This is a genomic window from Sulfuricurvum sp., assembly GCF_030691015.1.
Classification (GTDB): Bacteria; Campylobacterota; Campylobacteria; order Campylobacterales; family Sulfurimonadaceae; genus Sulfuricurvum.
Genome location: NZ_JAUYFF010000019.1, coordinates 124648 through 148957 on the forward strand (window position 1 = coordinate 124648; position 24310 = coordinate 148957).

Annotated in this window: 26 protein-coding genes; 17 read left to right on the top strand and 9 right to left on the bottom strand. The window is 44.8% G+C overall.

Going from position 1 to position 24310, the window contains the following annotated elements:
- Positions 1 to 13 precede the first annotated feature (13 nt).
- The 15 genes from Q8O20_RS11460 (at position 14) to Q8O20_RS11530 (ending at position 10922) form a co-directional block, all read left to right on the top strand.
- The gene (locus Q8O20_RS11460) at positions 14 to 724 is read left to right on the top strand and encodes a TlyA family RNA methyltransferase (protein WP_305531279.1); all 711 of its coding nucleotides are present in this window, start codon (positions 14 to 16) and stop codon (positions 722 to 724) included.
- The gene (locus tag Q8O20_RS11465) at positions 705 to 1532 is read left to right on the top strand and encodes a bifunctional riboflavin kinase/FAD synthetase (RefSeq protein ID WP_305531281.1); all 828 of its coding nucleotides are present in this window, start codon (positions 705 to 707) and stop codon (positions 1530 to 1532) included. The genes Q8O20_RS11460 and Q8O20_RS11465 overlap by 20 nt, the downstream gene beginning before the upstream one ends.
- 59 nt (positions 1533 to 1591) lie before the next feature.
- Entirely contained in the window at positions 1592 to 2269 is a 678-nt protein-coding gene (locus Q8O20_RS11470) for a F0F1 ATP synthase subunit A (RefSeq protein ID WP_305531282.1), read from the top strand.
- 9 nt (positions 2270 to 2278) lie between these two features.
- Entirely contained in the window at positions 2279 to 2566 is a 288-nt protein-coding gene (locus Q8O20_RS11475; protein ID WP_305531283.1) for a hypothetical protein, read from the top strand.
- An 81-nt stretch (positions 2567 to 2647) separates the two neighbouring features.
- Positions 2648 to 2872 carry a hypothetical protein gene (locus Q8O20_RS11480; RefSeq protein ID WP_305531284.1) on the top strand — a complete coding sequence of 75 codons (225 nt, stop codon included), beginning with the start codon at positions 2648 to 2650 and terminating at the stop codon, positions 2870 to 2872.
- Positions 2862 to 3146, top strand: a complete 285-nt coding sequence (locus tag Q8O20_RS11485) for a type II toxin-antitoxin system RelE/ParE family toxin (RefSeq protein WP_305531285.1) — start codon at positions 2862 to 2864, stop codon at positions 3144 to 3146. Before Q8O20_RS11480 ends, Q8O20_RS11485 begins: the two co-directional genes overlap by 11 nt.
- A 9-nt stretch (positions 3147 to 3155) precedes the next feature.
- Entirely contained in the window at positions 3156 to 3968 is an 813-nt protein-coding gene (locus Q8O20_RS11490; protein WP_305531286.1) for a TonB family protein, read from the top strand.
- 1 nt (position 3969) lies between these two features.
- Positions 3970 to 4521, top strand: a complete 552-nt coding sequence (locus Q8O20_RS11495; protein ID WP_305531288.1) for a thiamine phosphate synthase — start codon at positions 3970 to 3972, stop codon at positions 4519 to 4521.
- Between the two features lie 17 nt (positions 4522 to 4538).
- Positions 4539 to 5966 carry an Asp-tRNA(Asn)/Glu-tRNA(Gln) amidotransferase subunit GatB gene (gatB, locus tag Q8O20_RS11500; protein WP_305531289.1) on the top strand — a complete coding sequence of 476 codons (1428 nt, stop codon included), beginning with the start codon at positions 4539 to 4541 and terminating at the stop codon, positions 5964 to 5966.
- Positions 5967 to 5974: 8 nt separating this feature from the next.
- The gene (locus tag Q8O20_RS11505; RefSeq protein ID WP_305531290.1) at positions 5975 to 7534 is read left to right on the top strand and encodes an ion transporter; all 1560 of its coding nucleotides are present in this window, start codon (positions 5975 to 5977) and stop codon (positions 7532 to 7534) included.
- Positions 7531 to 8232 carry an NAD-binding protein gene (locus Q8O20_RS11510; protein WP_305531292.1) on the top strand — a complete coding sequence of 234 codons (702 nt, stop codon included), beginning with the start codon at positions 7531 to 7533 and terminating at the stop codon, positions 8230 to 8232. Before Q8O20_RS11505 ends, Q8O20_RS11510 begins: the two co-directional genes overlap by 4 nt.
- Entirely contained in the window at positions 8229 to 9119 is an 891-nt protein-coding gene (locus Q8O20_RS11515) for an NAD(P)H-dependent glycerol-3-phosphate dehydrogenase (protein ID WP_305531294.1), read from the top strand. Before Q8O20_RS11510 ends, Q8O20_RS11515 begins: the two co-directional genes overlap by 4 nt.
- 9 nt (positions 9120 to 9128) lie before the next feature.
- Positions 9129 to 9419, top strand: a complete 291-nt coding sequence (locus Q8O20_RS11520; protein WP_304739936.1) for a Dabb family protein — start codon at positions 9129 to 9131, stop codon at positions 9417 to 9419.
- Positions 9420 to 9427: 8 nt separating this feature from the next.
- Positions 9428 to 10492, top strand: coding sequence for a hypothetical protein (locus Q8O20_RS11525; protein WP_305531297.1), 1065 nt, complete (start codon positions 9428 to 9430; stop codon positions 10490 to 10492).
- A 55-nt stretch (positions 10493 to 10547) separates the two neighbouring features.
- A complete protein-coding gene (locus Q8O20_RS11530; RefSeq protein WP_305531299.1) occupies positions 10548 to 10922 on the top strand; it encodes a hypothetical protein in 375 nt (124 codons plus the stop codon).
- Here Q8O20_RS11530 and abc-f read toward each other — a convergent pair.
- Genes abc-f through Q8O20_RS11545 form a run of 3 tightly spaced genes read right to left on the bottom strand, consistent with a single transcriptional unit; the run spans position 10919 to position 15564 of the window.
- Positions 10919 to 12880, bottom strand: coding sequence for a ribosomal protection-like ABC-F family protein (abc-f, locus tag Q8O20_RS11535; RefSeq protein ID WP_305531301.1), 1962 nt, complete (start codon positions 12878 to 12880; stop codon positions 10919 to 10921). The two genes, Q8O20_RS11530 and abc-f, sit on opposite strands and share 4 nt — an antisense overlap.
- A 6-nt stretch (positions 12881 to 12886) precedes the next feature.
- Positions 12887 to 13192 (bottom strand): hypothetical protein, encoded by a 306-nt coding sequence (locus Q8O20_RS11540; RefSeq protein ID WP_304739928.1) that lies wholly within the window; start codon positions 13190 to 13192, stop codon positions 12887 to 12889.
- A gap of 32 nt (positions 13193 to 13224) precedes the next feature.
- Positions 13225 to 15564: an EAL domain-containing protein gene (locus Q8O20_RS11545; protein ID WP_305531303.1), complete on the bottom strand. Its 2340-nt coding sequence runs from the start codon at positions 15562 to 15564 to the stop codon at positions 13225 to 13227.
- Between the two features lie 191 nt (positions 15565 to 15755).
- Here Q8O20_RS11545 and Q8O20_RS11550 point away from each other — a divergent pair, with 191 nt between their 5' ends.
- Entirely contained in the window at positions 15756 to 16058 is a 303-nt protein-coding gene (locus tag Q8O20_RS11550; RefSeq protein WP_305531305.1) for a monooxygenase, read from the top strand.
- Here Q8O20_RS11550 and Q8O20_RS11555 read toward each other — a convergent pair.
- The 3 genes from Q8O20_RS11555 to cobA are packed head-to-tail and all read right to left on the bottom strand — an operon-like array spanning position 16039 to position 20726.
- On the bottom strand, positions 16039 to 18075 hold the full coding sequence (locus tag Q8O20_RS11555) for a molybdopterin oxidoreductase family protein (protein WP_305531307.1): 2037 nt from the start codon (positions 18073 to 18075) through the stop codon (positions 16039 to 16041). The two genes, Q8O20_RS11550 and Q8O20_RS11555, sit on opposite strands and share 20 nt — an antisense overlap.
- Positions 18062 to 19972: a nitrite/sulfite reductase gene (locus Q8O20_RS11560; protein ID WP_305531309.1), complete on the bottom strand. Its 1911-nt coding sequence runs from the start codon at positions 19970 to 19972 to the stop codon at positions 18062 to 18064. The genes Q8O20_RS11555 and Q8O20_RS11560 overlap by 14 nt, the downstream gene beginning before the upstream one ends.
- Positions 19950 to 20726, bottom strand: a complete 777-nt coding sequence (cobA, locus tag Q8O20_RS11565) for a uroporphyrinogen-III C-methyltransferase (RefSeq protein WP_305531310.1) — start codon at positions 20724 to 20726, stop codon at positions 19950 to 19952. The genes Q8O20_RS11560 and cobA overlap by 23 nt, the downstream gene beginning before the upstream one ends.
- Before the next feature lie 111 nt (positions 20727 to 20837).
- Between cobA and Q8O20_RS11570 the strand changes: the two genes are divergently transcribed.
- Positions 20838 to 21404 carry a bifunctional precorrin-2 dehydrogenase/sirohydrochlorin ferrochelatase gene (locus Q8O20_RS11570; RefSeq protein WP_305531311.1) on the top strand — a complete coding sequence of 189 codons (567 nt, stop codon included), beginning with the start codon at positions 20838 to 20840 and terminating at the stop codon, positions 21402 to 21404.
- Position 21405: 1 nt separating this feature from the next.
- Here Q8O20_RS11570 and Q8O20_RS11575 read toward each other — a convergent pair whose 3' ends face one another.
- Genes Q8O20_RS11575 through Q8O20_RS11585 form a run of 3 tightly spaced genes read right to left on the bottom strand, consistent with a single transcriptional unit; the run spans position 21406 to position 24284 of the window.
- The gene (locus tag Q8O20_RS11575) at positions 21406 to 22206 is read right to left on the bottom strand and encodes an ABC transporter ATP-binding protein (RefSeq protein ID WP_304739916.1); all 801 of its coding nucleotides are present in this window, start codon (positions 22204 to 22206) and stop codon (positions 21406 to 21408) included.
- Positions 22203 to 22985 carry a nitrate ABC transporter permease gene (gene ntrB, locus Q8O20_RS11580; RefSeq protein ID WP_305531312.1) on the bottom strand — a complete coding sequence of 261 codons (783 nt, stop codon included), beginning with the start codon at positions 22983 to 22985 and terminating at the stop codon, positions 22203 to 22205. The genes Q8O20_RS11575 and ntrB overlap by 4 nt, the downstream gene beginning before the upstream one ends.
- Before the next feature lie 15 nt (positions 22986 to 23000).
- Positions 23001 to 24284, bottom strand: coding sequence for a CmpA/NrtA family ABC transporter substrate-binding protein (locus tag Q8O20_RS11585; RefSeq protein WP_305531313.1), 1284 nt, complete (start codon positions 24282 to 24284; stop codon positions 23001 to 23003).
- Positions 24285 to 24310: the final 26 nt, after the last annotated feature.

Sequence of the window (24310 nt, forward strand, 5' to 3'; positions counted from 1 at the left end):
ATAATGGAACACAATGAGACTTGATAGTTATTTGGTAGAAAACGGCCTCGTTGAGAGCCGTAATAAAGCGCAGCAGCTCATTAAAGAGCACGCAATCAGTGTGGATGGGAAGATAGTCGATAAAGTCTCTTATGACGTAGCGGAGGGGATGGCTGTCGACATCGCCGATACGGAGCTCTACGTCAGCCGCGCCGCGATCAAGCTAAAAGGGTTTCTCCCCTATACCGAGTGGAGCTTGAGCGGACTTCGTGCCCTCGACATCGGTTCCTCGACGGGGGGCTTTACCCAAGTCCTTTTGGAAAACAGTGTGGCGAGTGTCACCTGTGTCGATGTCGGAAGCGATCAGCTTCATCCGAGTCTTCGCAGTGATCCGCGCGTAGTCGTCTACGAAAACACCGATATTCGAGTCTTTAGCGCTGAAACCCCTTACGAGATCGTTACGTGTGACGTCGCCTTTATTCCGTTGGAACTGATCCTCGAATCGATCGATCGCCTTGCTTCCAAATACATCGTTCTCCTTTTCAAACCGCAGTTTCAGGTGGGGCGTGAAGTGAAACGGGATAAAAACGGTGTCGTCAAAGACGATAAGGCGATCGGTAAAGCGATGATCCGTCTCGAAGATGCGTGTGCGTTGATCGGGTGGAAACTGGTCGCGAAAGAGGTTGCCCATATCGCAGGGAAAGAGGGAAATCAGGAGACGTGTTATGGCTTTGTCAAAGGTTGATGCTATTGCCATCGGCGGATTTGACGGGATGCACATCGGGCATCAGCAGTTGTTCAACGAGTTAGGGAAAAACGGAGCGATTGTCGTCATTGAGACGGGGTATGCCAACTTAACGCCGGGGAATGAGCGCGAGCACTACAGCCACTATCCGATACTCTATTACTCCCTCGAAGCTATCCGTCACCTTGAAGGAGAAGAATTCGTTGCTATGTTGAGTGAGCGTTTTCCTCATCTGCGTAAAATAGTTGTCGGGTACGATTTTCACTTCGGGAAAAACCGCCGCTATTCGCACGCCAACTTGGGTGAGCTATTTTCGGGAGAAGTAAAAGTAATCGATCAGGTGTGTATCGAGGGAGATTCGGTACATTCGCATAAAATCCGTACCAAAATCCAAATCGGCGATCTCAGCGGAGCCAACCGCTTTTTAGGGCACAACTACTCTATTAAAGGTTCTGTGATCAAAGGGCAGGGGATCGGTAAAACCGAGCTTGTTCCGACGATCAATCTTGAATGTCCGGAGTATCTGCTCCCCCATGAGGGTGTCTATGCCGCACTCACCCGTATCGATGGGGAAGAACATTTTCATCCCTCTGTCGTTTTTGTGGGGCATCGTGTCACAACAGATGGAAGTTACGCCATTGAGAGCCATATATTAGGCGAGAGTATCGGTCATTGTGAAAAGGTGATGATCAGCTTTGTCAAATTTTTACGCAAAAATCAGAAGTTTGAGTCTCTCGAATCACTTAAAAAAGCTATTAATGATGATATTTTAAACGCACGCAGAGAACTCCTTCATCTGAGTTTATAGGAATTTAATCTCTATCAGGGTAAAATCCCGTCAATATTTCCATGCAAAGGACGCTACCTATGGGTGAGTTGTTTACCTTCTTCGGCCTTATCAGCCACGATCATAGCTTCATTTTCCTCACACACATGCTGCTTGCAGCGGCAATCGTGTTGATTATTGCGAAAATGGCGACTTCAAATCTCCGTCTTGTTCCAAGCGGAGCACAAAACGTTATGGAAGCTTATCTTAGCGGTGTACTCGCAATGGGTGCGGACGTTATGGGTAAAGCGGAAGCACGTCGTTACCTTCCACTTGTTGCGACCATCGGTCTTTTCGTCGGTATTGCAAACGTTATCGGAGTTATTCCCGGTTTTGAAGCACCGAGTGCATTTTTGGATTTTACCCTAGCACTTGCTTTGGTAGTTTTCACTTACTATAACTTCGAAGGTATTCGTCGTAACGGTTTGATCAGCTATTTGAAACACTTTATGGGTCCTGTATGGTGGTTGGCATGGTTAATGTTCCCGATCGAGATCGTTTCTCACATCTCTCGTATCATCTCTTTGAGCTTCCGATTATTCGGTAACGTCAAAGGGGACGATATGTTCTTGATGGTCATCTTGATGTTGGCTCCGTGGTTGCTTCCGATGATCCCGTTTGCATTGTTGACATTTATGGCTTTCTTGCAAGCATTCATTTTCATGATGCTCACCTACGTTTACCTCGGCGGTGCAGTTCTTCTTCACGACGACCACTAAGCCCTCTTTATGAAGCGAAGTACATTCGATGCACTTTTAAGCTTCCTCGGAGGCGTCTCTTGGGCTTTCGTTATTGTCGGAGCCTGGGTCACTTTCCAATCTTTCGTTTTCCTCGGTATTGTCCCCGCGTTGATGTTTACATTCCTCTTTATCTTTTTAGCGGTATTTTTGCTGTTGGTATTAGAGACGATGTCTATGGCTCGCGATCGTAATGATATTCTTGCAAAACAAAATGAGCTTCTCGAAGAGATTCGAGACACAGTAAAAGCACCTTCCGAAAACACCCCTCAAGAGTAAGCTGTTTTTCGGCTTCTCACTCTCGTTTAATCCTCTGTTTCTTTTTTTGATATAATGTGTAAAAACGAATAAGGATGGAAAATGCAAACATTAATGCTCGAAGTCAACGAGACTTTTCTATCAAAATTTTTAACCATGTTAGATTCACTTCCAAAAGATCAAGTCCGTGTCAAAGATGATAAATTATCAATAGAGATTAAGAATAGAATTTCCGCTATCGATGATGGCAAAGAAGCACTTATACCTCACAATCAGTTTTGGGAAACTTTTGAAGATCGGGTAAAGCATTTAAAAAATGCGCATTGAGTATTCGCCCCGTTTTAATGATGAACTTTTTGCTATTTACCTCTTTATTGCAGAGGATAGCATAACCCAAGCTGACCTATTTATCTCCAAACTCAAAACTTCTATCGAAAAAATTTCTCCTACGCCGTATCGTCACAGACAATCATTAAAGTCAGATGATAAAGAGGTTAGGGATTTGGTTTATGAGGGGTATATAGTTGTTTATCGTATTGTTAAAAGCGATAAGCGGATAGATATTATAGGAATTTTCAGTGAAAATGAGTGGGAGTTATAGGAGTTTAAAATGATTTTTTATCGAGTTGTAGTCATATTGCTAGTTGTATTTTTTACGGTATATGCAGATGAAAATTCAACTGATATTGATATCAAAACACATGAGTGTAATGAAAATAGTAACGGGGCGGCTTGTTATGAATTAGGGCAATATTATTCGAAAAGTGACGAATACAATAGCACAAACAATATGTTTTACTTTTATGAAAAAGGTTGTGCAAAAAAACATGATGAAAGCTGTATTAAAGAAATTGATTTGATTCGAAAAGATTATAAAAAAGCCTCTTCATTTTATAAAATTCAATGTAATAAAGTTCCATATAAAAAGAGAGGGTATTTATTTGAATTCAAATGTGTACCTGATATGTATGCTTTGAAATTTGAAAATGTCGGTGATATATATTATGCAAAAAAAGAGTATGAATTAGCATATAAAAACTATACTACAGCTGGGGGATATGTCAATCCCGAAGCAATCTATAAAGCTTCTTTAATGGAGTTGAATGGGCAAGGAGTGGAACGTAATATTACTGTAGCAGGACGATATTATCTTTATTACATAGGCAAATCGATTGAAAAAGCAAAATTTCATTTTCCAAAAGAATTAGAGAGTGGTAGAAAAGATGGAATTATTAAAATTGGATTTAGATTGATGCCCGATGGTAGTTTAGAAAATATTCATCTTGTTGAGTCATCAAAAGATGATCAAATTGATCAAGCGGTAATGAATAATATGAGTAGTTTGCCAAAATTACATCCAATTCCAAAAGAGTTTAAAAAAGAATATATAGAAATTACTATACCCATCAGTGTAAGGTTTTGATGTGAAACACTACCTTATCACCGATCCAACGTTTTACGGCACTACGCCTGATAGACTCGAATCATCACTCGATGTTATCTATTCGCACACACTCCCCGATTTTGCCCTCTTTCGAGACAAACAAACGACTCATTACCGTGATCTTGCCCAAACTTTTGTCGCGGTGTCGCGGAGTTATCATATCTTTCGCGTTCTATTGCACGGTGATTATCTTCTTGCACATGAATTGAAAGCGGATGGGGTACATCTAACCTCGACGCAGTTTGACGATATAGCAGAGGCAAAAAAACTGGGATTGTATGTCGTCATAAGTACCCATAGCCACGAAGAGGCAAAACGTGCACAAGAACTCGGTGCCGATGCTATCACCTATAGTCCGATTTTCTTCTCTCCTGAGAAGGGTGAACCCAAGGGTTTAGAGGATTTAAAAGAAATAGTGGATAAAATAAGAGTACCTATTTTTGCGTTGGGTGGGATTACGACCCAAGAGCAGATAAAAGCGGTTGAAGAGTGCGGTGCTTACGGCTTTGCCTCTATCCGCTATTTTATATAAATTAAGGAATTTTTCAAATGTTTGAAACCATTATCGGTTTGGAAGTTCACGTCCAGCTCAATACCCAGTCTAAACTTTTTTGCTCATGCCCTACCAGCTTTAACCACGAACAAAATACCAACACGTGTCCGACATGTTTAGCCCTTCCGGGTGCATTGCCTGTCCTTAATAAAGAGGCAGTTCGTAAAGCGGGGATGTTCGGTACGGCCGTCGGAGCGACGATCAATCGCACTTCATTCTTCGACCGTAAGAGTTATTTTTATCCCGATAGCCCAAGTGCCTATCAGATCACCCAACTCTACACGCCGGTTGTCGAACACGGGAAACTCGTTATCGATTTCGAAGACGGAAGCCATAAAATGATCCGTATCAACCGCGCGCATATCGAAGCCGATGCGGGGAAAAATATCCATGACGGTGCTATCTCAAAAGTCGATCTAAACCGTGCGGGGACGCCGTTGCTTGAGATCGTTTCCGAACCCGATATGCGCTCTGCCGAAGATGCGATTTCGTATCTCAAAAAGCTCCACTCGATTGTCCGTTATATCGATATCTCTGATGCGAACATGCAAGAGGGGTCGTTCCGCGTTGACGTTAACGTCTCTATCCGCCCTCGCGGTGATGAGAAGCTCTACACCCGCGTCGAGATCAAAAACATCAACAGTTTCCGCTTTATTCAGCGGGCAATCGAACTCGAAGTAGCGCGTCAGAAAGAAGCATGGGAAGACGGTACTTATGAGAGCGAGATCGTTCAAGAGACCCGCTTGTTCGACCAAGTGAAACAAGAGACCCGCTCGATGCGCGGTAAAGAGGAAGCGGCGGATTACCGTTATTTTCCTGAGCCCGATTTGCTCAAAGTGATCGTGGATGATGCAATGTATGCCGATGTTTGTAATATCCCGGAACTCCCCGATGCGAAAAAAGAGCGTTTCGTGAGTGAGTTCGGAATCAACGACTATAACGCGGCGGTTATTACGGCAGAACTTGAAACCGCACACTATTTTGAAGCGATGTTAGAGCAGGGAATCAGTGCTAAAAATGCGGTAACGTGGCTCACGGTTGAACTTCAAGGGCGTTTGAGCGGCGGTATGAGCCCCTCAACTTCGCCGATCAGTGCGGTAATGCTCGGAACTCTCGTCAAGCGGATCGAAGAGAGCGTCATCAGTGGTAAAGCGGCGAAAGAGGTTCTCGATTACCTCCTCGAAAATGGCGGGGATATCGATGCGGTTATCGAAAAACTGGGGCTTAAACAAGTGAGTGACACGGGTGCTCTTGAAGCATTGATCGATGAAATCCTCGCCGCAAACACTGATAAAGTAGCCGAGTATAAATCAGGAAAAGACAAACTCTTCGGATTCTTCGTCGGCCAAGCGATGAAAGCATCTAAAGGTTCGGCAAATCCGAATACATTAAACGATATCCTCCAATCTAAACTAGCGCAATAAGGGTGGAGATGATTAGTCGATGGATTGTAGGGATAGCTTTTTTCCTTCATGCATCTCCGAACTATAGGTATTTCAAAAAATTTATCTATAATCTTCTAGAAAATTCCAATTATCCTTATAAAAAGTTTTTTGATTACACGATGATGATATTGATCGTTATTAGTGTTTATATTCTCGTACATCATGTTAAATATGAAGTAAAACCTGATTGGCTTTTTTTTAATAATTACGTCATTTCGGTTATCTTTTTGATCGAATATCTACTCCGCCTTTGGGTTTACAGTGATAATTCTAAAGCAATTATCGAACAGTATGAACACGACCTCTTTTTACAACGTCCGTTCAAGATACTAACCGTATTACATCATATTATTTTGACCAAAACGAAATTTATTTTCTCCCCTTCCGCTATCATCGATCTACTCGCCATTATGCCGTTTTTTCATGAGATGCGGTTGTTGCGGGTCTTTATCCTTTTTCGGGTATTCAAGCTTTTTCGCTACACCAAAAGTTTACAGCAGTTTGTCTCTATCCTTTCGTCCAAAAAATTTGAATTTCTTACGCTGGGAATGTTCGCCGGTGTAATTATCACTGTTTCATCCGTACTCATTTACGTTATGGAAGCAAATAATCCCGCCTCTCCGATCAATACCCTATTTGAAGCGGTTTATTGGTCTGTCGTAACCATTTTTACCGTTGGATACGGTGATTTTGTCCCTGTAACCAGTGAGGGGCGAACGGTTGCGATGGTGATTATTGTGGCGGGGATCGCGGTTATCTCTTTTGCCACTTCAATCGTCGTATCGGCATTTACCGAAAAACTCGATGAGATTAAAGAAGATAAGCTGATCGATGATGTCTCCAAAATTGATCAGTTTTATCTCATTTGTGGCTATACCCCTTTAGCGGCACAAGTTGCCCACCGATTTTTAAAAACCGGTAAACAGGTCGTTATTTTAGAGAGTAATCACAAAAAAGTTACCGAAGCGCAAAAAGAGGGATTTTTAGCCCTTACGCATAATCCTGCATCTCTCCACTCGTATCATACGATTCGGATTGATTTTGAAACGCAAGTGATTGCAGCACTATTGCTGGAGGAGAGCGATGTTTTGAATGTCTACACGGCATTGACCATTCGTGAAATATCCAAAAGTGTGCCGCTCCTTTCAATTTTGCTTCATCATGAAAATCGCCGCAAACTTGCATTGGCAGGGATCAATGAGATCGTCTACACACAAGAATTGATTGGATTGATGTCTAAAGAGGTGAGTGGACGACCGGTAGCGTTTGAGGTTATTCATGCACTGCGCTCTGAAAACAGCGGTGTTTTTATCGAAGAGATTGTTTTGGACACTCTTATGGCAAATCAGTTTTTTGAGACGACAAGGCTCACTATGTTTCACAAGCGGCTCATCGTCCTTGGTGTTTATAAACAATCGAGTAAATCGTTTTTCTTTAACCCATCCAATTCTCTTTTGGTGGAAGAGGGTGATGTTGCTATTGTAGTGGGTACCCGCTCATTGATTGATGAGTTCAAGTCCTTGATGCGGAGGAAAAAAAGACGATGAATTATCAAAGTGCGATTGTATTCGGTTTTAACGAATATGCGAAACAAATAGCTCTACAAATAGCTCCTGAGTATCCCTCTTTCTCTGTTTTTGTCATGAATGAATCAGAGCAAATTGCGGCAAAAGCGGCGGGCTTTGAAGCGGCACTGTTTGATTTAGGGGAAGATTGGAAATTAATTGAGGAGAAATTTGATCCGAATAGTCTGATTATTTTCTGTGCATTGGACAAAGATGCCGAGAATGTTTTTCTTACGATATCGCTTCGTTCGATTTTCGAAAATCTTCCCATCATTGCATTGGCTTCAGATCATGAGAGTGCAGCAAAGATGAAAAGTGCCGGTGCCAACAAAGTAATGGCAACACAGCAGATTACCGCCAATATTATCACTGAGATGCTAGAGAAGCCGACCGTGACCGAAGTACTGCACGATATTTTGTACGAGCAGTCATTTTTAAAAATTGCACAAATCACGGTTCCGGAGAACTGTTTTTTAGTCGGAAAGCATCTGCATGAGATCGATTGGGGGGAAGAATTTGATATTCTTGTCCTCGCCATCGTCGATCATCAACTCTCTGCAACGTTTAGTTTTACCTCGAAAGGGCATCACCATCATATCGACCCTGATGATGTTTTAGTGGTTGTCGGATACGAAGACAGCATAGAGGCATTGTCTGAAGCAATGGGAGTGGTTAAATGAATAAAGTCGGGGTAATCGGAGCAGGCAAATGGGGTGAAGCTCTCGCCTTTGCCATGTCTGAAAAAAACGAGGTGATTATTACTTCACGAACACCTCGTGATTGGTCAAATTTCAGATCTCTGGGCGAAGTACTTGCGTGTGAGTATCTTATTATTACGGTTCCCGCACAGCAGATCGCTCAGTGGCTAAAGGAAAATTTTGTCTATAACGGACAGAAAATTCTTGTTGCGGCAAAAGGGATTGAAGCCTCCAGCGGGCGGTTTTTAAATGAAATTTACGGAGAATATGTTCCTGCGGAGAATATCGCCTTTTTATCGGGTCCTTCATTCGCGAGTGAAGTAATGCGCTCTCTTCCTACGGCACTTGTGGTGAATTCTGTATCTTCAGAGACAGCGGGTGCGATTGCTAATCTTTTTCCCTCTTTTATCCGTACCTATACGAGTAGTGATGTTATCGGGGCTGAGATTACGGGAGCCTATAAAAACGTTATCGCTATCGCTGCGGGAATCTGTGAGGGACTTGATCTAGGGCATAATGCGGCGGCCAGTTTGATCGCACGTGGACTTGTCGAGATGGAGCGTTTCGGACGGGCATACGGAGGGACTCAGGAGAGCTTTTTAGGTCTCAGCGGTGCGGGAGATCTGTTTTTAACGGCGAGTTCCTCGATGTCGCGTAACTATCGAGTAGGGTTGGGTTTAGCGATTGGAAAAACAAAAGAAGCAGTCTGTGAAGAGATCGGTGAAGTGAGCGAGGGGATAGGAACGGCGTATGCTTTGCATGAGATAGCATTGGCACGTAGTATTTATCTCCCTATCGCGGCAGAAGTGTACGCAATTTTGGAGGGGAAATCGCCTCGTCAAAGTTTAAAAGATTTAATAGAAAGGTAGGTAGAGAGTATGTTAGTACACATTGTGATGTTTCAGTTTAAAGAAGAGAATAAAGAGGCTAATATGGCACGTGTGAAAAGCATGCTCGAATCCCTCCCTTCAAAAATAAATACGCTCCACTCAATGGAAGTGGGGATCGATATCAGCCGAAGTGAGCGATCGTTTGATTTGGTATTGGTATCACAGTTTGAGGAACAGGCTGCATTGGACGTTTATGCGACCCATCCTGCTCATCTGGAAGTGGTACGTTTTATCAAAGAGGTTACGACCCTCTCTAAAGTCGTTGATTACATACAATAAGGGAACGCGTGAACGAAGAATTACCGATAGTAGAAGAAAATACAAACGAACCATTTTATAAAAAATATAAACTTCATCTCTCCCTTGCTGCGGCGGTGTTAGTCGTAGGGACAAGTGCATTAGCCCATTATAAGAATGAACAGGTAAAAGAGGAGCTGGTCAAAGCAATCGGCGCCTATCAAGAGAGTCTTGTATTGATCGGCGGAGAGATGAGCTATAAGAGTATCGATTGCGGTGGAATCATTGCAACCGATTGTGAGATAGAAGCCATAAAATTTTCGGTAATGGGGCAAGAACAGCTCAGTATAGGTTCCCTTCGTCTGGGTAATGTAGAAGAATTGGCAGAGTTTAAATCCTTCGGAAAAGGGGAAAATGTTGAAGCTTCTATCGATATAGAAGCTGATGACGTAGCGCTCCCTCAACCGATTATCGGACAGATGATTGCCCAAAATGTGAGTAATGCGTTTCAACAAAGTACACTCACTAAGCTAAAGACGATCAATTTAGCACTCCATGGAGAGGTCGAGGGGAATTCAATGCATATTAAGCAGCTCCAAATCGATCAGTTCCGTATCGACAATGCCATTATGCCGATGGAATTTTCGATGAGTGCGCGTGAAATATCAAGCGCGGCTCCCGATTCGATGATATTGGAAGAATTTGCACTCAAAGTAGAAAATCGTGCTATATCGGATGTCACGTATGAGTCGGTCAAAAGTTTTACCGATACGTTACAAAAAGAGGAACAAGCGATTTTCTTAAAAGAGTTTGCGCTTAGACCCTCAGAGTTGAACGATAAAGAAAAAGCCTCAAAAGCGATTAATACAGCGATTGCTAAACGGTTTGAAGCTGATGTGCCGAATACTCCGGGTGTGGTCGAAAAAGATTTGATCCGTGCGATGATTCAAATGCTCAAAGGGGAAATAGAAGAGATTACTCTCGAAGGTAAGAACCAAAAAGAGTTGAGTATGGTTCAAATCCAAAATGCATTGCTACAATCCTCTACCATGAGCGATGAAGAAGCGCGAAAATATATGAATGATAAATTTAAGATTGAGATCGAGACGGATTAACACATTATTAATAAAATAGTATTACAATAGTCGAAACTACTCAAAGGAGTTTCCGATGAAAATGTTACTTACGATCGTGTCGTCTACGGCTTTACTCTCTACTATTGCAAGTGCACAGATGCCGGCTATGAATCAAGAACGTGTAGAGGCTCAACAAGAGGTTCAAAACCGTTTTAAAGAGATGAAGACGGAGGAGCTTCTGGAAAAACGGGGAACTATAACAACTCAGCAAGAGCGTGAAGCGCTTCATAATGAACTTATGACCCGCCAGCAATCGATGAGTAAAGAACAGAATGAGAAATTCATGAGCAAACCGGAAAACCGTACTCCGAAAATGAAAAATCAAGGTTCAGGTCAGGGGATGATGCAAGGGGGCGGTATGGGCTCAGGCATGGGCGGTGGAATGGGTGGAGGTAAAGGGGGGCGTTAAGCCTCCTTTTTGAGTGCTTCGATCTCTTCCGCTTTCTCTTCAATCGTTAAAAGCTCATCCACTTTTTCTTCATAGAGAGCTTTCGTTTTTTCCAACTCTTCTGCCAAAACACTAATCCCTATTTTTTCGTATTTTTTCGGATCGGCGAGAGAGGCGTTCAGCTCATCGATTTTGGCTTCGAGAGTTTCGATTTCAGCGGGTAGTTTTTCGAGTGCACGCTGTTCGTTGAAGGTGAGTTTGAATACTTTCGGTTTTTCGTTCTGCACTACTGCCGTCGTGGTTGCGGATTTGGCAAATTCGGCCTCCATCGCATCCATTTCACTGAGCTCTTTTTCGTCTTCGAGATATTCGCTGTAAGGTTTATAGCTCTCCTCTATCGACCCGTCTCCTTTGAAGATGAAGAGTTTTTTAGCGATCTTATCGACGAAATATCTATCATGGCTGACAAGGATAACGGCGCCGGGGAAGTTTTGGAGTTTCTCTTCGAGAATATTGATGGTGGGAATATCGAGATCGTTGGTCGGTTCATCCAGAATCAGACAGTCCACTTTTTTAGTAAAGAGCAGAGCGAGGGCGACACGGTTTTTTTCTCCGCCGCTGAGGACTCCCACTTTTTTATCGAGAAACTCTCGCGGGAAGAGGAAGTTTTTGAGATAGCCGTAAACGTGGTAATCTTGCCCCTGAGCATCGACACGGTCTCCGCCGTGAGGACAGAAGGTTTCGATGAGGTTGAGATTATCGTCTAGCATCTCACGGTGCTGATCGAAATAGCCGATGGTGAGTTCTCCTATCTTTATAATCCCGTTTGTCGGTTTAAGACGCCCTAGAAGTGCTTTGAGAAGGGTTGATTTACCGCTTCCGTTGGGACCGACGACGGCGATGACATCTTTTTGCAAAATCCGTGTCGAGAAATCTTTGATCAGGAGTTTGTCTCCGAGGGTGAGCCCGAGGTGTTCAATCTCAAAAAGCATCTTTTGGCGGTTAACCCCTTCGCCTCGGTTGAAATGTTTTGCTTCCCGCTCCAGTTCCAGTTTCATTTTACGGATGCGGCTCGGGTTGTTTTTGGCATCTTCGCGCAGTTGCAATACCCGCTGTTTACGCCCTTCGTTTCGTTTTAGTCGCGCTTTTACCCCACGACGGAGCCATTCGTTTTCAGATTTTAGAAGTTTTAGGAGGTTGTCATGCTGTTGCGCCATAGTGCGAAGCAATTCCTGCTTTTGTTCGAGGTAGTTGCTGTAGCCACCGTTGAACTCTCGCAATGTACAATCTTCGACCTCGATCGTCTTGGTGGCGATCTGATCGATGAAGTAACGATCATGCGAGATAAAGAGGAGGGTGAATTTCTCTTTGAGGATCAGCTCTTCGAGAAACTCGACCATGTAGACGTCGAGGTGATTGGTCGGCTCATCCAGCAGCAGTATGTCGGGTTTTTGAAGGAGTAGCGAGGCGAGGGCGACACGTCGCTGTTCCCCTCCGCTGAGAAGCTCAACATTTTTTGTCTCATACTCTTTGAGCATAAAGTGGTGCATTACCCGCTCGATTTTGTCATCGAGGTTCCATGCATTGTGGTGATCGAGAAAATTGGTCAAATGCGATTGCTCATCAAGGAGTGAGGCGTTATCAAATTCTTCAGCAAGCAAAGCTGAAATCTCATCAAAACGTACCTTTGCCGATTTCAGTTCCCCTAAACCCGCTTCGATTGCTTCGCGGACATTATGAGAGGGATCAAACTTGGGGACTTGGGAGAGCATTTTGATCTCGATCCCCTGACGGTTGATCCGCTCACCGCCGTCGGTATCGAGAGAACCGTGGACGATTTTCATCAAAGTTGATTTTCCGCTGCCGTTTTTACCGACGATAACGATACGCTCACCTTCGTCGATATGGAAGTTGATGTTCTCTAAAATTTTTTGGGCTTCGTAGTGTTTGCTGACACCGAGGAGATCGACTAATGCCATAGTAAGTTATTCCTTAGGGAGGGTAATACAGTGATTTCGTGACATATACCATGTCGCGATTGCGTAGTCATTGTAAGGTGTTTCGCGTTGAGTCGGAGGAACAGAGTCATTACGGAGTTTTGAACGGAGTATTCCAAAAACGATTACTCCCAGCAGCAATGCTCCGATGGCGATAAACCAGTCGCTTTTCCACCATACGATCAATGCGATGCCATAATTTCCATAGCTTAAGCCCCACCCCAAAATATGTGCTATCAAGCGGCATCGGCGTGTCGGCAGAGTAGGGGTCGGATCGATGTGGAAAGTATTCATAACACGAATTATAGCGGACGGTAACTGACGGCTTAGTTTAGTTTTTGAAAATAAGCGCGCAAAGCGGCGTAATCAAGCGGACGGCTGTGCCAATATCCCTGAATCGCATAGCAACCGATGAAATTTAAGATATCAACCTGCTCTTTCGTTTCAGCTCCCTCAGCAATGGTCTTCATCTCCAAAGAGGCAGCCAACGTGATAATTGCTTCAATAATAGCTCTGTCTTGATGATCGCTAACAACATCATCGACAAAAGATTTATCAATTTTAAGGGTAGATACCGGAAATTTTTTAAGATAGGACATCGATGAATAGCCTGTACCGAAGTCGTCGATTGAAAACGTGATTCCGAGGTTGACGAGATCGTTCATCTTCTCAATAGCCATCTTCGGATTGCTAACAAGGGCACCCTCTGTGATTTCCAATTCAAGTTTTTCAGCTGGAAAGAGAGTCTCTTCCAAAATCTCTTTGATTGTCGTATTGAGTGCATTGCTTCGAAACTGTACCGGTGATAGGTTGACCGATAATTTAGGGATGAATCCGATTGTTTTTGAAAGTTCCATCATAGAGTTCAGAGCTTCTTTCAAAATCCATTCACCTAAAACAATGATCAAATCGGTCTCTTCGGCAATGGAGATAAATTGTCCAGGATTCATAAATCCGAGGTCGGGACTTTGCCATCGGACTAAAACCTCTAACCCTATGAATTTATCTTCTTTGGTATCCCATTTCGGCTGATAGACCAGAAAAAGTTCATTGTTTTTCAATGCTTTTCGCAGACCGTTTTCAATGATGAGTGTTTCGGAGGCAAAATCCCCTTTCGTCGGTTCGAAGAACAGATAGGTATTCTTTCCGTTGATCTTAGCCCCGTACATCCCCATATCCGCCGCTTTTATAAGCAGTTCGCTGTCCTCTCCGTCTTGGGGATAGAGAGCGATTCCGATACTGGCGGTCATATAAATATCATTATTGTCGATAACAAACGGCGTTTTGATAGCTTCGTGAACATTTTTGGCAAATATTTCGACCGTTTTTTTGGAATCGACAAGCGCCGTTATGATGGCAAATTCGTCTCCTCCCAGACGGACAATAAAATGATTTTGCTCATTCATGGCCGTGAAACGTTCCGCCAATTTTTGCAAGAGTCTATCTCCTACCGTGTGCCCGAGCGAATCGTTTACCATTTTAAAGCGGTCTAGGTCGATGTAGAGCAGTCCGAAAGATTGGCCGTTGCTGTTGGCTTGATTGATTCTGCTTTCGAGTTCGTCACGGAAAAAATTTCGGTTCGGAAGATTGGTGAGCGGATCAAATTTCACTAAATGGCGTATATGCTCTTCGGTCGTTTTGCGGTCTTGTATATCTTCAATTATACCGATATAGTGGGTGATATTGTTGTTATCGTCGAAAACAGGGGAGATCGTTTCGAAACACCAGTAAATCGCACCGTTCTTTTTGCGATTTTTAAATTCCCCTTTCCAGGTATATCCTTGTGTGATCGCTGCCCACATCTCTTCATACAATTCGGGAGGGTTTAGCCCCGATTTCATTTTCTTCGGAGTTGTTCCGATGAGTTCAGATTCTGAAAAACCGTTGATCGTTAAAAAAGCCTGATTGACGTATTCGATAATACCTGATGAATTTGTGATGATAATGCCGTTTGCACTTTGCTGCAGGGCATAAGAAAGAATGGACAGTTTTTTCTCATGAATATGGGTAGAGAGCTCGCTTCTGTTCAGGCGCCGCCCCAAAAAGAAAAGGAACCCGAAGCCGATAACCCATATGACAAAATGGCTCAGAAGCAATTTTTGTATAGAGCTACTTTTAAATGCGGCAAACAGCTCAAGGGGGATGGTGACATCCGTCCCCCCCCTGAGTTCACCGACTTTGAGTCCCGTCCATGCGTGACATTTCATACACCCTTGTTCCATATACATCGGCTGCATCACCCGTAAAGAAGCGTTCCCGTCATTTAGAATCACCTCTTTAAACTCTTTTTTACCGCGGCTCAATTCATCAAGCGCTTTCATCTCCCATGCATCAGGGGCATTTTCCGGATTGAGGTACATTTTGCCGGTAATACGGGCTTTGATTCCGTAAAGATTGGAGTAGTCATTCATGATTTCGCGTAACATGCTGGCCGGATTGTAAAGGGTCAGTGTCTGGCCTGAGGGAGAGGTAATGTCGCGCTCTTTAACGTCGGCTAGGAATTCGACAGGCTTGGTATCTTCGTTGACAATAAGATAGGCCCCGCCGTGTCGTGTCGCCCAGAGCCTGAATGCCCGATCTTTATTGAGGTTTGTTTGGGCTTCGAGTTCAGCAAGCTGCAAAACCTGCTGATTGACATTAATGATATTCCAGACTAATGATGACATGACTAAAAGCATAAATCCAATTAAGATAAATCGCAAATATCTTGAAAGTACCGATTTTCGAAAGTTTTTAATCATGCATCAATCTTTTATATCACAAAATTTATCTATTATAAAGTGATTCGCATTAAGATTTATTTATGGAATGAGAAAACTCCTTTGGTTATACTTTTAAATATTCACAGGAGTTTTGAATGAAAACACTATTGCAAATTGATTTTCCCTATACCGGCCCTTTTGGAGCGGATATGGTGTCAGCCTTCAGTCCGCTAGCCGAATCGATAGCTCAAGAGAGCGGGCTGATTTGGAAGATGTGGACGGAGAACCCTACAACGAAGGAAGCAGGCGGTATCTATTTGTTTGTTGATCACGCTTCGGCAGAAGAGTATTTGAAAATGCACACGGCACGTTTGGAAAGTTTCGGGGTACAAGGGATCAGATCTAGAATTTTCGAGGTGAATACCTCTCTTTCTCGCATTACCAACGCACCTCTTTAGCGGGGGCTATCTGCACGCGTGCCGATTTTAGAGCGCTTTGAAAAGAGAGTGGATCGTTTTGTGTCGGTACGAGGGTGTTAATCGGAGCTTGCGGGTACCCAAACGGGGCAAAAAGGTGGCCGACCGCCAGCGTTCCGAAGCGGATAGGAAGGTGTATCGATCCCAACTCATTGGACAAGACGGCGATATCTCCCTCCCTCATTCCTCTCTCATTCGCTTCAGATTCATTGATCAAAAGATAGGGTTCTTCTTCATTTTTTAAAAGCTCAGGAACATGCCCTGTTCGTGTCATTGTATGCCACTGTTGTTTCGTCCGTCCGGTGATGAGAACAAATTCGTCTTTGTTTAAATGCAAAGAGGAAGAGACGATCGGATGAAATTGTGCTTTATGTGAAGTCGTTGCAAACACTTCATCCGTATAAAGCCGTTCTCCTCCCCACTGATACGAGAGGCTCTCATACTCTTGTGTACTTTGATCGCATAAACGACTTTTTGTGAGCATTTGATACTCATGATAGACCTCTGAGGGCTCGGTAAAATCAAATCCCGAAAATCCAAGTGCTTTCGCAACATCACAAACGATGCTCATATCACTTTTTGCCCCCTCAGGGATGGGTTTAAAAGCTCTGACACGTTTGATAAAGCGCTCCGAATTGGTCATACTCCCCTCTTTTTCACCCCACGCAGCGCTCGGGAGAATGAGGTTCGCTAGAGCGGCAGTTTCGCTCAGTACACAATCCTGAACAACTAAAAAAAGATCGGGATGGTTGAGTGCACGAGTCGTTTTTTCAACATCAGGGAGGGTCAAAAGCGGGTTCGTGCAGGCAACCCATAACAAACGAATCTCATTGCGCAAAATCTCTTCGACAGCATCGGTGATAGTGATCCCTACTTCTGAAGAGATCGTGTTCGAGGAGAGATTCCAATGGTGCTCGCATACTTCACGATCCTGAGGGTTACGGACATCACGGTACCCTGGGAGGCCGTTGGAGAGGTAGCCCACTTCCCGTCCTCCCATGGCATTAGGCTGACCCGTGAGAGAGAACGGAAGCCCTTTTTTGGCGTTGATCCGTCCTGTGGCGAGAAAGAGGTTGATAAATCCGAGGTTGCGCATCACCCCATCCACGGCTTGGTTCAATCCCTGACACCATAGTCCTAGAATTTTTTTGTCCGATCCGAAAAGTTCCACAAGGGTTGAAGCATCTTTGAGGGAAAGCCCGCATAAGGCAATGGCATCGCTAAACGAGAGTTTAAGTGCTTCGGTGAGGGTTAGCTCAAATCCTTCGCTGCAGCGGTCGATAAAATCCAGATCACATGTTCCCCTTCGATACAGTTCTCCCAAGAGGGCATTGTAGAGCATTGTATCGCTTCCGCTACGAAGTCCGAGCCACAGATCGGCTTTCTCGGCGGTTTCGGTACGGATCGGATCGATAACGATGATTTGGGTATCAGGGTGAGATTTTTTACGCGCTAAGATACGTCGATGGAGGATCGGGTGTGCCCATGCAGGATTGGAACCGCTGATGAGGATGACATCGGCATCGTCAATATCGGCGTAATTTCCTACGGCTCCGTCGCTTCCGAATGCCATCTTGTGGGCGACGACGGCACTTGCCATACACAATCGTGAGTTCGCATCGACGTTGTTGGTTCCCAAATATCCCTTGGTCAGTTTCGTAAAGAGATAGCTCTCTTCGGTGAGTAGCTGTCCTGAGAGGTAAAAATAGAGGGCTTCAGTGGGAAGAGATTTAATCTGATCGACTAAAACGCAGATTGCCTCCTCCCACGATATTTCGCGGAAGGGATCGGTTTTGCGGGATCGGTACAGCGGAGTGGCGAGGCGGTTGGCATCAAGCGCTTTTGCCATTTGGATCGGTTTGAAACACAAATCTCCGAGGGTAGAGGGGTTGGATTTATCACCCTTTACTCTGACGCCTTTATCACTGCATTCGACACTTAAGGCGCACCCCGTACCGCAAAACGGGCATCCTGTATCCGTGCTGTTATTCGCTTTCATGGAGTACTTTCTCAATATCGTTTACAATTTCGGTAAAAACTTGATACCGTTGTATCGGGTTAGGGAGGAGCATCTTTTCAATGATTTCTTTATAGGGGAGATATCGTTTATCGAGCGTTTTAGCATCAAAGATAAACGGTTTTTTCCCTTCTAAAAAAGGATCTTCTACTTCATAGGCTTTAGACCCTGTAATCGATTGAACGAGGGATAAACCATAAGCATAGATTTCATCACACTCTTTGTGGCTTCCTCCGTGGGATTTGAGATTAAAATGGAGCATGGCTTCGAGTGATTGAAGCGTCATAAAACGGTTCCATCGCATTAAAAAACCGATTGCATAGTTGCTGTAGCGGATTTGCAATCGGTGGATAAAATGTTCAAAACTCTCTTTAGCCATCCGTAGATCACGGTATTCGCGCATAAACTCGGCGACAAATTCACGAGCTTCTTCGAGTACGATTCCCTTCAGCAGAAGATGTCCCTCTCCCCCTTCGCCACTGAGCGTTCCTCCGATAAAAATATCAACCCCTAGTACTGTTTTACCGTTTCTAGGAACTTTGCATCCGACGAATCCCAAATCTCCTGCACCATGTACTCCGCACCCTTTGATGCATGCAGACCAGTAGAGACGTACTTTGGCATCTTCAATAGGCACTATACGACTCAGATATTCACCCATATCAATCGCATCAGGTTTTCCGGGAATGACCCCAAAAGGACAGTGCTCCGATCCTGCACATGCGATGAGGTTTGCCATATAGGGCGAGGGACGGTTCGGATACTTGGCAAAGAGAGGAGACTTTAACGCCTTGGTCTCATTGCTGATTCCTGTGATGATGAGGTTTTGCTCGATCGTGAGACGGAGTGCTCCCCCTTGTGATTGTGCAATATGAGCGGCATGAAAGAGATCTGTCCCGCTAAAAACTCCCGAGGGGACAGCGGCATAGAGGGCAAAGGTTCCGTCATTTAGAGCGATTTTTCCGTAATGATCTCCCCCTTCTAAACGGGTAAGACTCTCACCTGCTTTAGGCATTACCAGACCTAAATGCGCCTCAATCGCATTTCTAAACTCACTCATCCCGACCGCTTCGATCAAAAATTTCAGACGGTTTTTATTGCGGTTATCACGAAATCCGTATGTTTTAAAGAGAGTTGCTACCGCTTCAAAGACCGCTACCGCCTTAGATGGAGTGACGAACATATCAGCATCGTGTGCCAGAGAACCGACGCGTCCGCCCAGATAGAGGTTAAATCCGTATTCTCCCTCTTTTTGGGCAAGGGAGAGGGCAAAGTCCTGACCGAAAATGTTACATCGATTTGAGAATGAACCGTTGATTCCGATGTTAAATTTGCGAGGTAGTGTCGTAATCCAGTCAGGATTTTTTAAAAAGATGGATTGAATCTGCTCCATAATCGTTTTAGCTGGGATAATATTATCCACTGCTAATCCATCGAGAGGGTCGAGGAGAATATTACGGAAATTATCGACTCCGGTTTGATAACTGGTGAGTCCGACACTCTCTAAAGCGCTCAGTGCTTCAGGAAGATCTTCAATCGATACATATCGCAGTTCAACCTGTTGACGGGTAGTGAGATCGATGTAGTCACGTCCGAAACGCTTCGCCACATCGGCCAATACCGATGCTTGGTGGAATGTGAGGGCACCTCCGGCGATCCGTACACGGATCATAAACTGCTCAGGCGTAGCAGGGCGGTCGAATACCCCGAAACTTTTGAGGACAAAATCTTTATCGTCATCACTGATCAAAGCATAACCGGTTTTAGAATAACCGATCAGCCGCTCCCATGCCTCAACGGCGTTAAAAGCGTCTTTGATCGATTCGGTTTTATGTCGCTTGGCACTGCGCTGTTCATTAGCTTGAGAGAGCGATGTCATGACATTCCTCCTTGGGTTCATAACGGTAGGTTGGAAGAACACTCGATAAATTGACGACATTCCCAAAGACTAAAATAGCCGGTTTCGGTGCTCCTTTGGCCGCATCGATAAGTTCACCGAGAGTGGTGATAATGGAGCTTTGGTTTGCGGTGGTGGCATTAGAGATAATAGCAACGGGCAATGAAGCATCAATCCCCTGATCCAGTGCCTCTTTGAGTATTTGGCGGGTACGGCTCAGTCCCATGAGGACAACGGTGGTGTGATCTTCTACACCGAGCATCGGAATCCATGAAAGATTCACCCGATCCCCTGCGAGATGGGCAGACACCAGTGATACACCCGTACTGATTCCGCGTGCGGTCGGAGCAATTCCAGCGGAGAGCGGGCCTGAGAGTGCCGAAGAAATTCCGGGAATGACTTCGGTCTCAATGGCGTTTTGTGAAGCATAGATTGCCTCTTCCGTACCGCGACCGAAGATATAGGGATCACCGCATTTTAGGCGTCCTACCGTGAACCCCTGCAGCGCATATTCGGTAATCATTGTGTTGATCGTTTCTTGAGGAAAACTGTGTTTCCCTTTCTCTTTTCCGACAAACACTATTTTGGTTCGTGCAGGAATGAGTGCGATGATTTCATCGGTGAGAAGATGATCAATAAGGGCAATATCAAGTTTCTCAATGGTTTTTAGTGCTTTAAGGGTCAGCAGATCGGCATCACCTGGCCCGCAGCCGATTAAATATAATTTTCCGTTCATAGGATATTCCTTATTAGGACTTTTTTGTCTTTAAAAATAATAGTGTAAAATAGCGATAAGAAAAACAAATTTTTGTTTATTTTTTAATCAATTCATTGCTAAGGATTTTAAATGGCTCTTTTTCCGATGTTTGTCGATCTAAAAGATCAAGATTGCCTCATCATAGGAGCAGGGGAGGTGGCATTGCGTAAAATTGAGCAATTGGTAAAATTTTCTCCTGCTCTGAGTGTCATTGCACCGATAATTCATCCAGAGATTCGCGCCCTTTCCGAGGAGTATCCTATCTTGCTGATAGAGAGAGGATATGAACTCAGTGATTGTGAGGGGCGTTTTTTGGTCATCGGTGCATTGGATGATTTGGGTGAGCAAGAGAAAATCTATCATACGTGTATGGCTACGAAAACAGCGGTCAATTGTGTCGATTCTCCTGCCTTGTGCTCATTTATTTTCCCTGCCCTTATTGTAGAAGGAGATTTGTGTGTGGGGATCAACACGGCTGGTCGGGCACCTGCGGTGAGTTCAGCATTGCGGAAATATCTCACCGCATTGATTCCGAATGGGATAAAAGATTTGATTGACCGTGTCGATACTATTCGGCAAAACGAGCCAGTCGGGAAACCGCGTCAAGAGAAGATTATTCAAATGTGTCGGGATTTTTTTAACCCCATCACGGATTGAATTATTCATCTTCCTTGGCAAATTTTGAGTAGAGAAATTCGATAATCGCTCCACGACATCTTAGATACTCTGGATTATGTTGGAGTTCCAAACGATTTCGCGGACGAGGAAGATTGACCTCCAGTATCTCTCCAATGGTCGCCTCAGGGCCGTTGGTCATCATAATGACCCGATCGCTTAGCAGTACCGCTTCATCCACATCATGGGTGATGATGACGACGGTATTACCCGTTTGCATCTGTATCCGCATTAAATGATCTTGTAAATTGGCACGGGTGAGCGAATCGAGTGCTCCGAACGGCTCATCCATGAGGAGCACTTTAGGTTCGATGGAGAGGGCACGTGCAATGCCCACACGCTGTTTCATACCTCCGCTGATCTCACCGGGGTATTTGTCTTTTGCATGATCGAGATTCACCATTTGGATGTATTTCATCACATGATCGCGGATCTCACTGCTGCTTAACTCTTCACCCAATACTTTACGTACCGCCATTTCAATATTTTGATAGACCGATAGCCACGGAAGGAGGGAGTGATTTTGAAAGACTACCGCCCGCTCCGGTCCGGGAGCGAGAATGTGCTTGTCTTCGAGCAAAATAGTTCCGTTTGAAATCGTATCGAGTCCAGCAATGAGGTTGAGGATCGTCGATTTGCCACATCCCGAGTGACCGATGATGGAGACGATCTCATTCTCTTTGATATCCAGTTGGACATCTCGTAGGGCGACATACTCTTTCCCCCCGCCGAGAGGGAAAATCTTATCGACATGATCGATCTTTAAAAAAGGTTTTGCACTCATTTGAGTCCTCGCTTACGGTAATCAAAGAAATCGGCGATCAGCCCCATAGCCGCATCGAGGATATACCCGATAACTCCGATGAGAATAATCCCGATAATAATATGGGAGTAGTTGAGATTGTTGTACTCATCCCAAATCCAAAATCCGATCCCTACCCCTCCGGTGAGCATCTCCGCCGCGACGATAACGAGCCATGCGATACCGAGGGAAAGACGCATCCCCGTAAAGATAAAGGGAACGGCAACGGGGAGGATAATCTGAAATACCCGCTCAAACGGACTCAGTTGAAGTACCCGTGCGACGTTGAGATAATCTTCACTCACACTGCGTACCCCCAGCGCCGTATTGATAATAATCGGCCAGATCGAAGTGACGAAGATGACGAAAATCGCCGTCGTATTGACCTCTTTAAAGACAAACAGTGCCAACGGTAGCCACGCGAGAGGTGAAACGGGCTTAAGTATTTGTATATACGGATTGAACGCCGTATACGCATTTTTAGACATCCCGATCAGCAGTCCCACAGGAACACCTACCGCTATGGCGAGGGCAAATCCTCCGAATACGCGAGCCAGTGAATTGCCCAGTTGCAGTGCGATTCCCTGATCTCCCGCACCGTTGTTGTAAAACGGATCAGAGAGGACGACGAGGAGTTCGCTCCATACTTCACTAGGTGGGGGGAACCCCGGTATCTGAGCGGAAATAGCCGACCAAATTGCGATCACTATACCAAAGAGCAGTAGTGGCAAAAGGACGGCATTACTGTATTTTGAAACCATAATGTTCTCCTTGTATTATTTCGCGGATACTTTCCAATTATTCACTTTTAAGAGTGCTTCTTTGGTGATTTTCGGCGATTTGATCGGAGCGTTATAGATATAATCTACGGATTTGTTCGGATCGAATGTCACACCGTCGATGAATTTTTTCTCTACTTTCCATGGGGTTGCAGGAAGGGCATAATTAACCTCTTTTGCCGCTTTCGCAAACAGATCAGGGCGATAGACGCTCTCAACGGTTTTCTTCATGTCGATCGCTCTATCGAGTTGCCCCCAACGGATCATTTGGGTCACTTGCCACAACCCGTGACTGTAGTAGGGATAAAGTGCCTGTTTTTTTCCAAAAACGTTGAAATTCGGCATCGGGGTATTGACTCCGTTGGTGAACATATAGGTTCCGGTCATAGAGTTGTCGATAACATCTTTCGGAGCATTGACATACGATTTGCTTGAGAGAATAGCAGAGGCTTCTTTACGGTTTTCCCATGAAGCATCGAGCCACATTCCCGCTTCAATGACCGCTTTGATCATCGCTTTGGTCGTTTCAGGATTTTTATCGGCAAACGCCTTTTGTACCCCTAATACTTTTTCCGGTCCATCTTGCCAGAGCTGATATCCGGTGACGACGGTTTTACCGATATTTCCCATAACGGCGCGTTGGTTCCACGGTTCACCTACACAGTAGCCGTCGATGTTTCCGGCGGTCATATTGGCGACCATTTGCGGAGGCGGAACGACTTTGAGCGCGACATCACTGTCGGGGTTAACTCCACCGGCTGCCATCCAGTAGCGGACATGGTAGTTATGGGTTCCCGTAGGAAAGGTCATCCCGAACTCAGGAACCCCCATTGTTTTAGACGCGATCACTTTTTTGAGAGCCACGGCCGAGCCTTTTTTCGTTGCGGTCGGATCAGCGGCCATCATGGCGTCATACATCTTATTCGATACCGTAATCGCATCTCCGTTTTGACCGAGTGCCATGAGGGCCACCATATCTTTTTTGGTACTTCCCACCCCGAGCGTCGTAGCGATCGGCATTGCGGCGAGCATGTGCGATGCATCGAGTTCACCGACGGTCATTTTGTCACGGACGTTTGCCCATGAAGCCTCTTTGCTCAGCTCGACATTTAAGCCGTGTTTGGCAAAGAACCCTTTTTCTTTAGCGATAACCAGTGCCGCACAGTCGGTCAAGGGTATGAATCCGATTTTGAGATCTTTTTTCTCCGGTGCCGCCATTACTATGGACGCAGCAAGGGATAGTACGAATGCACCTTTTCCTAAAATATTCAAGTGTTTCATGGGAACTCCTTATTAAGACTATTTTG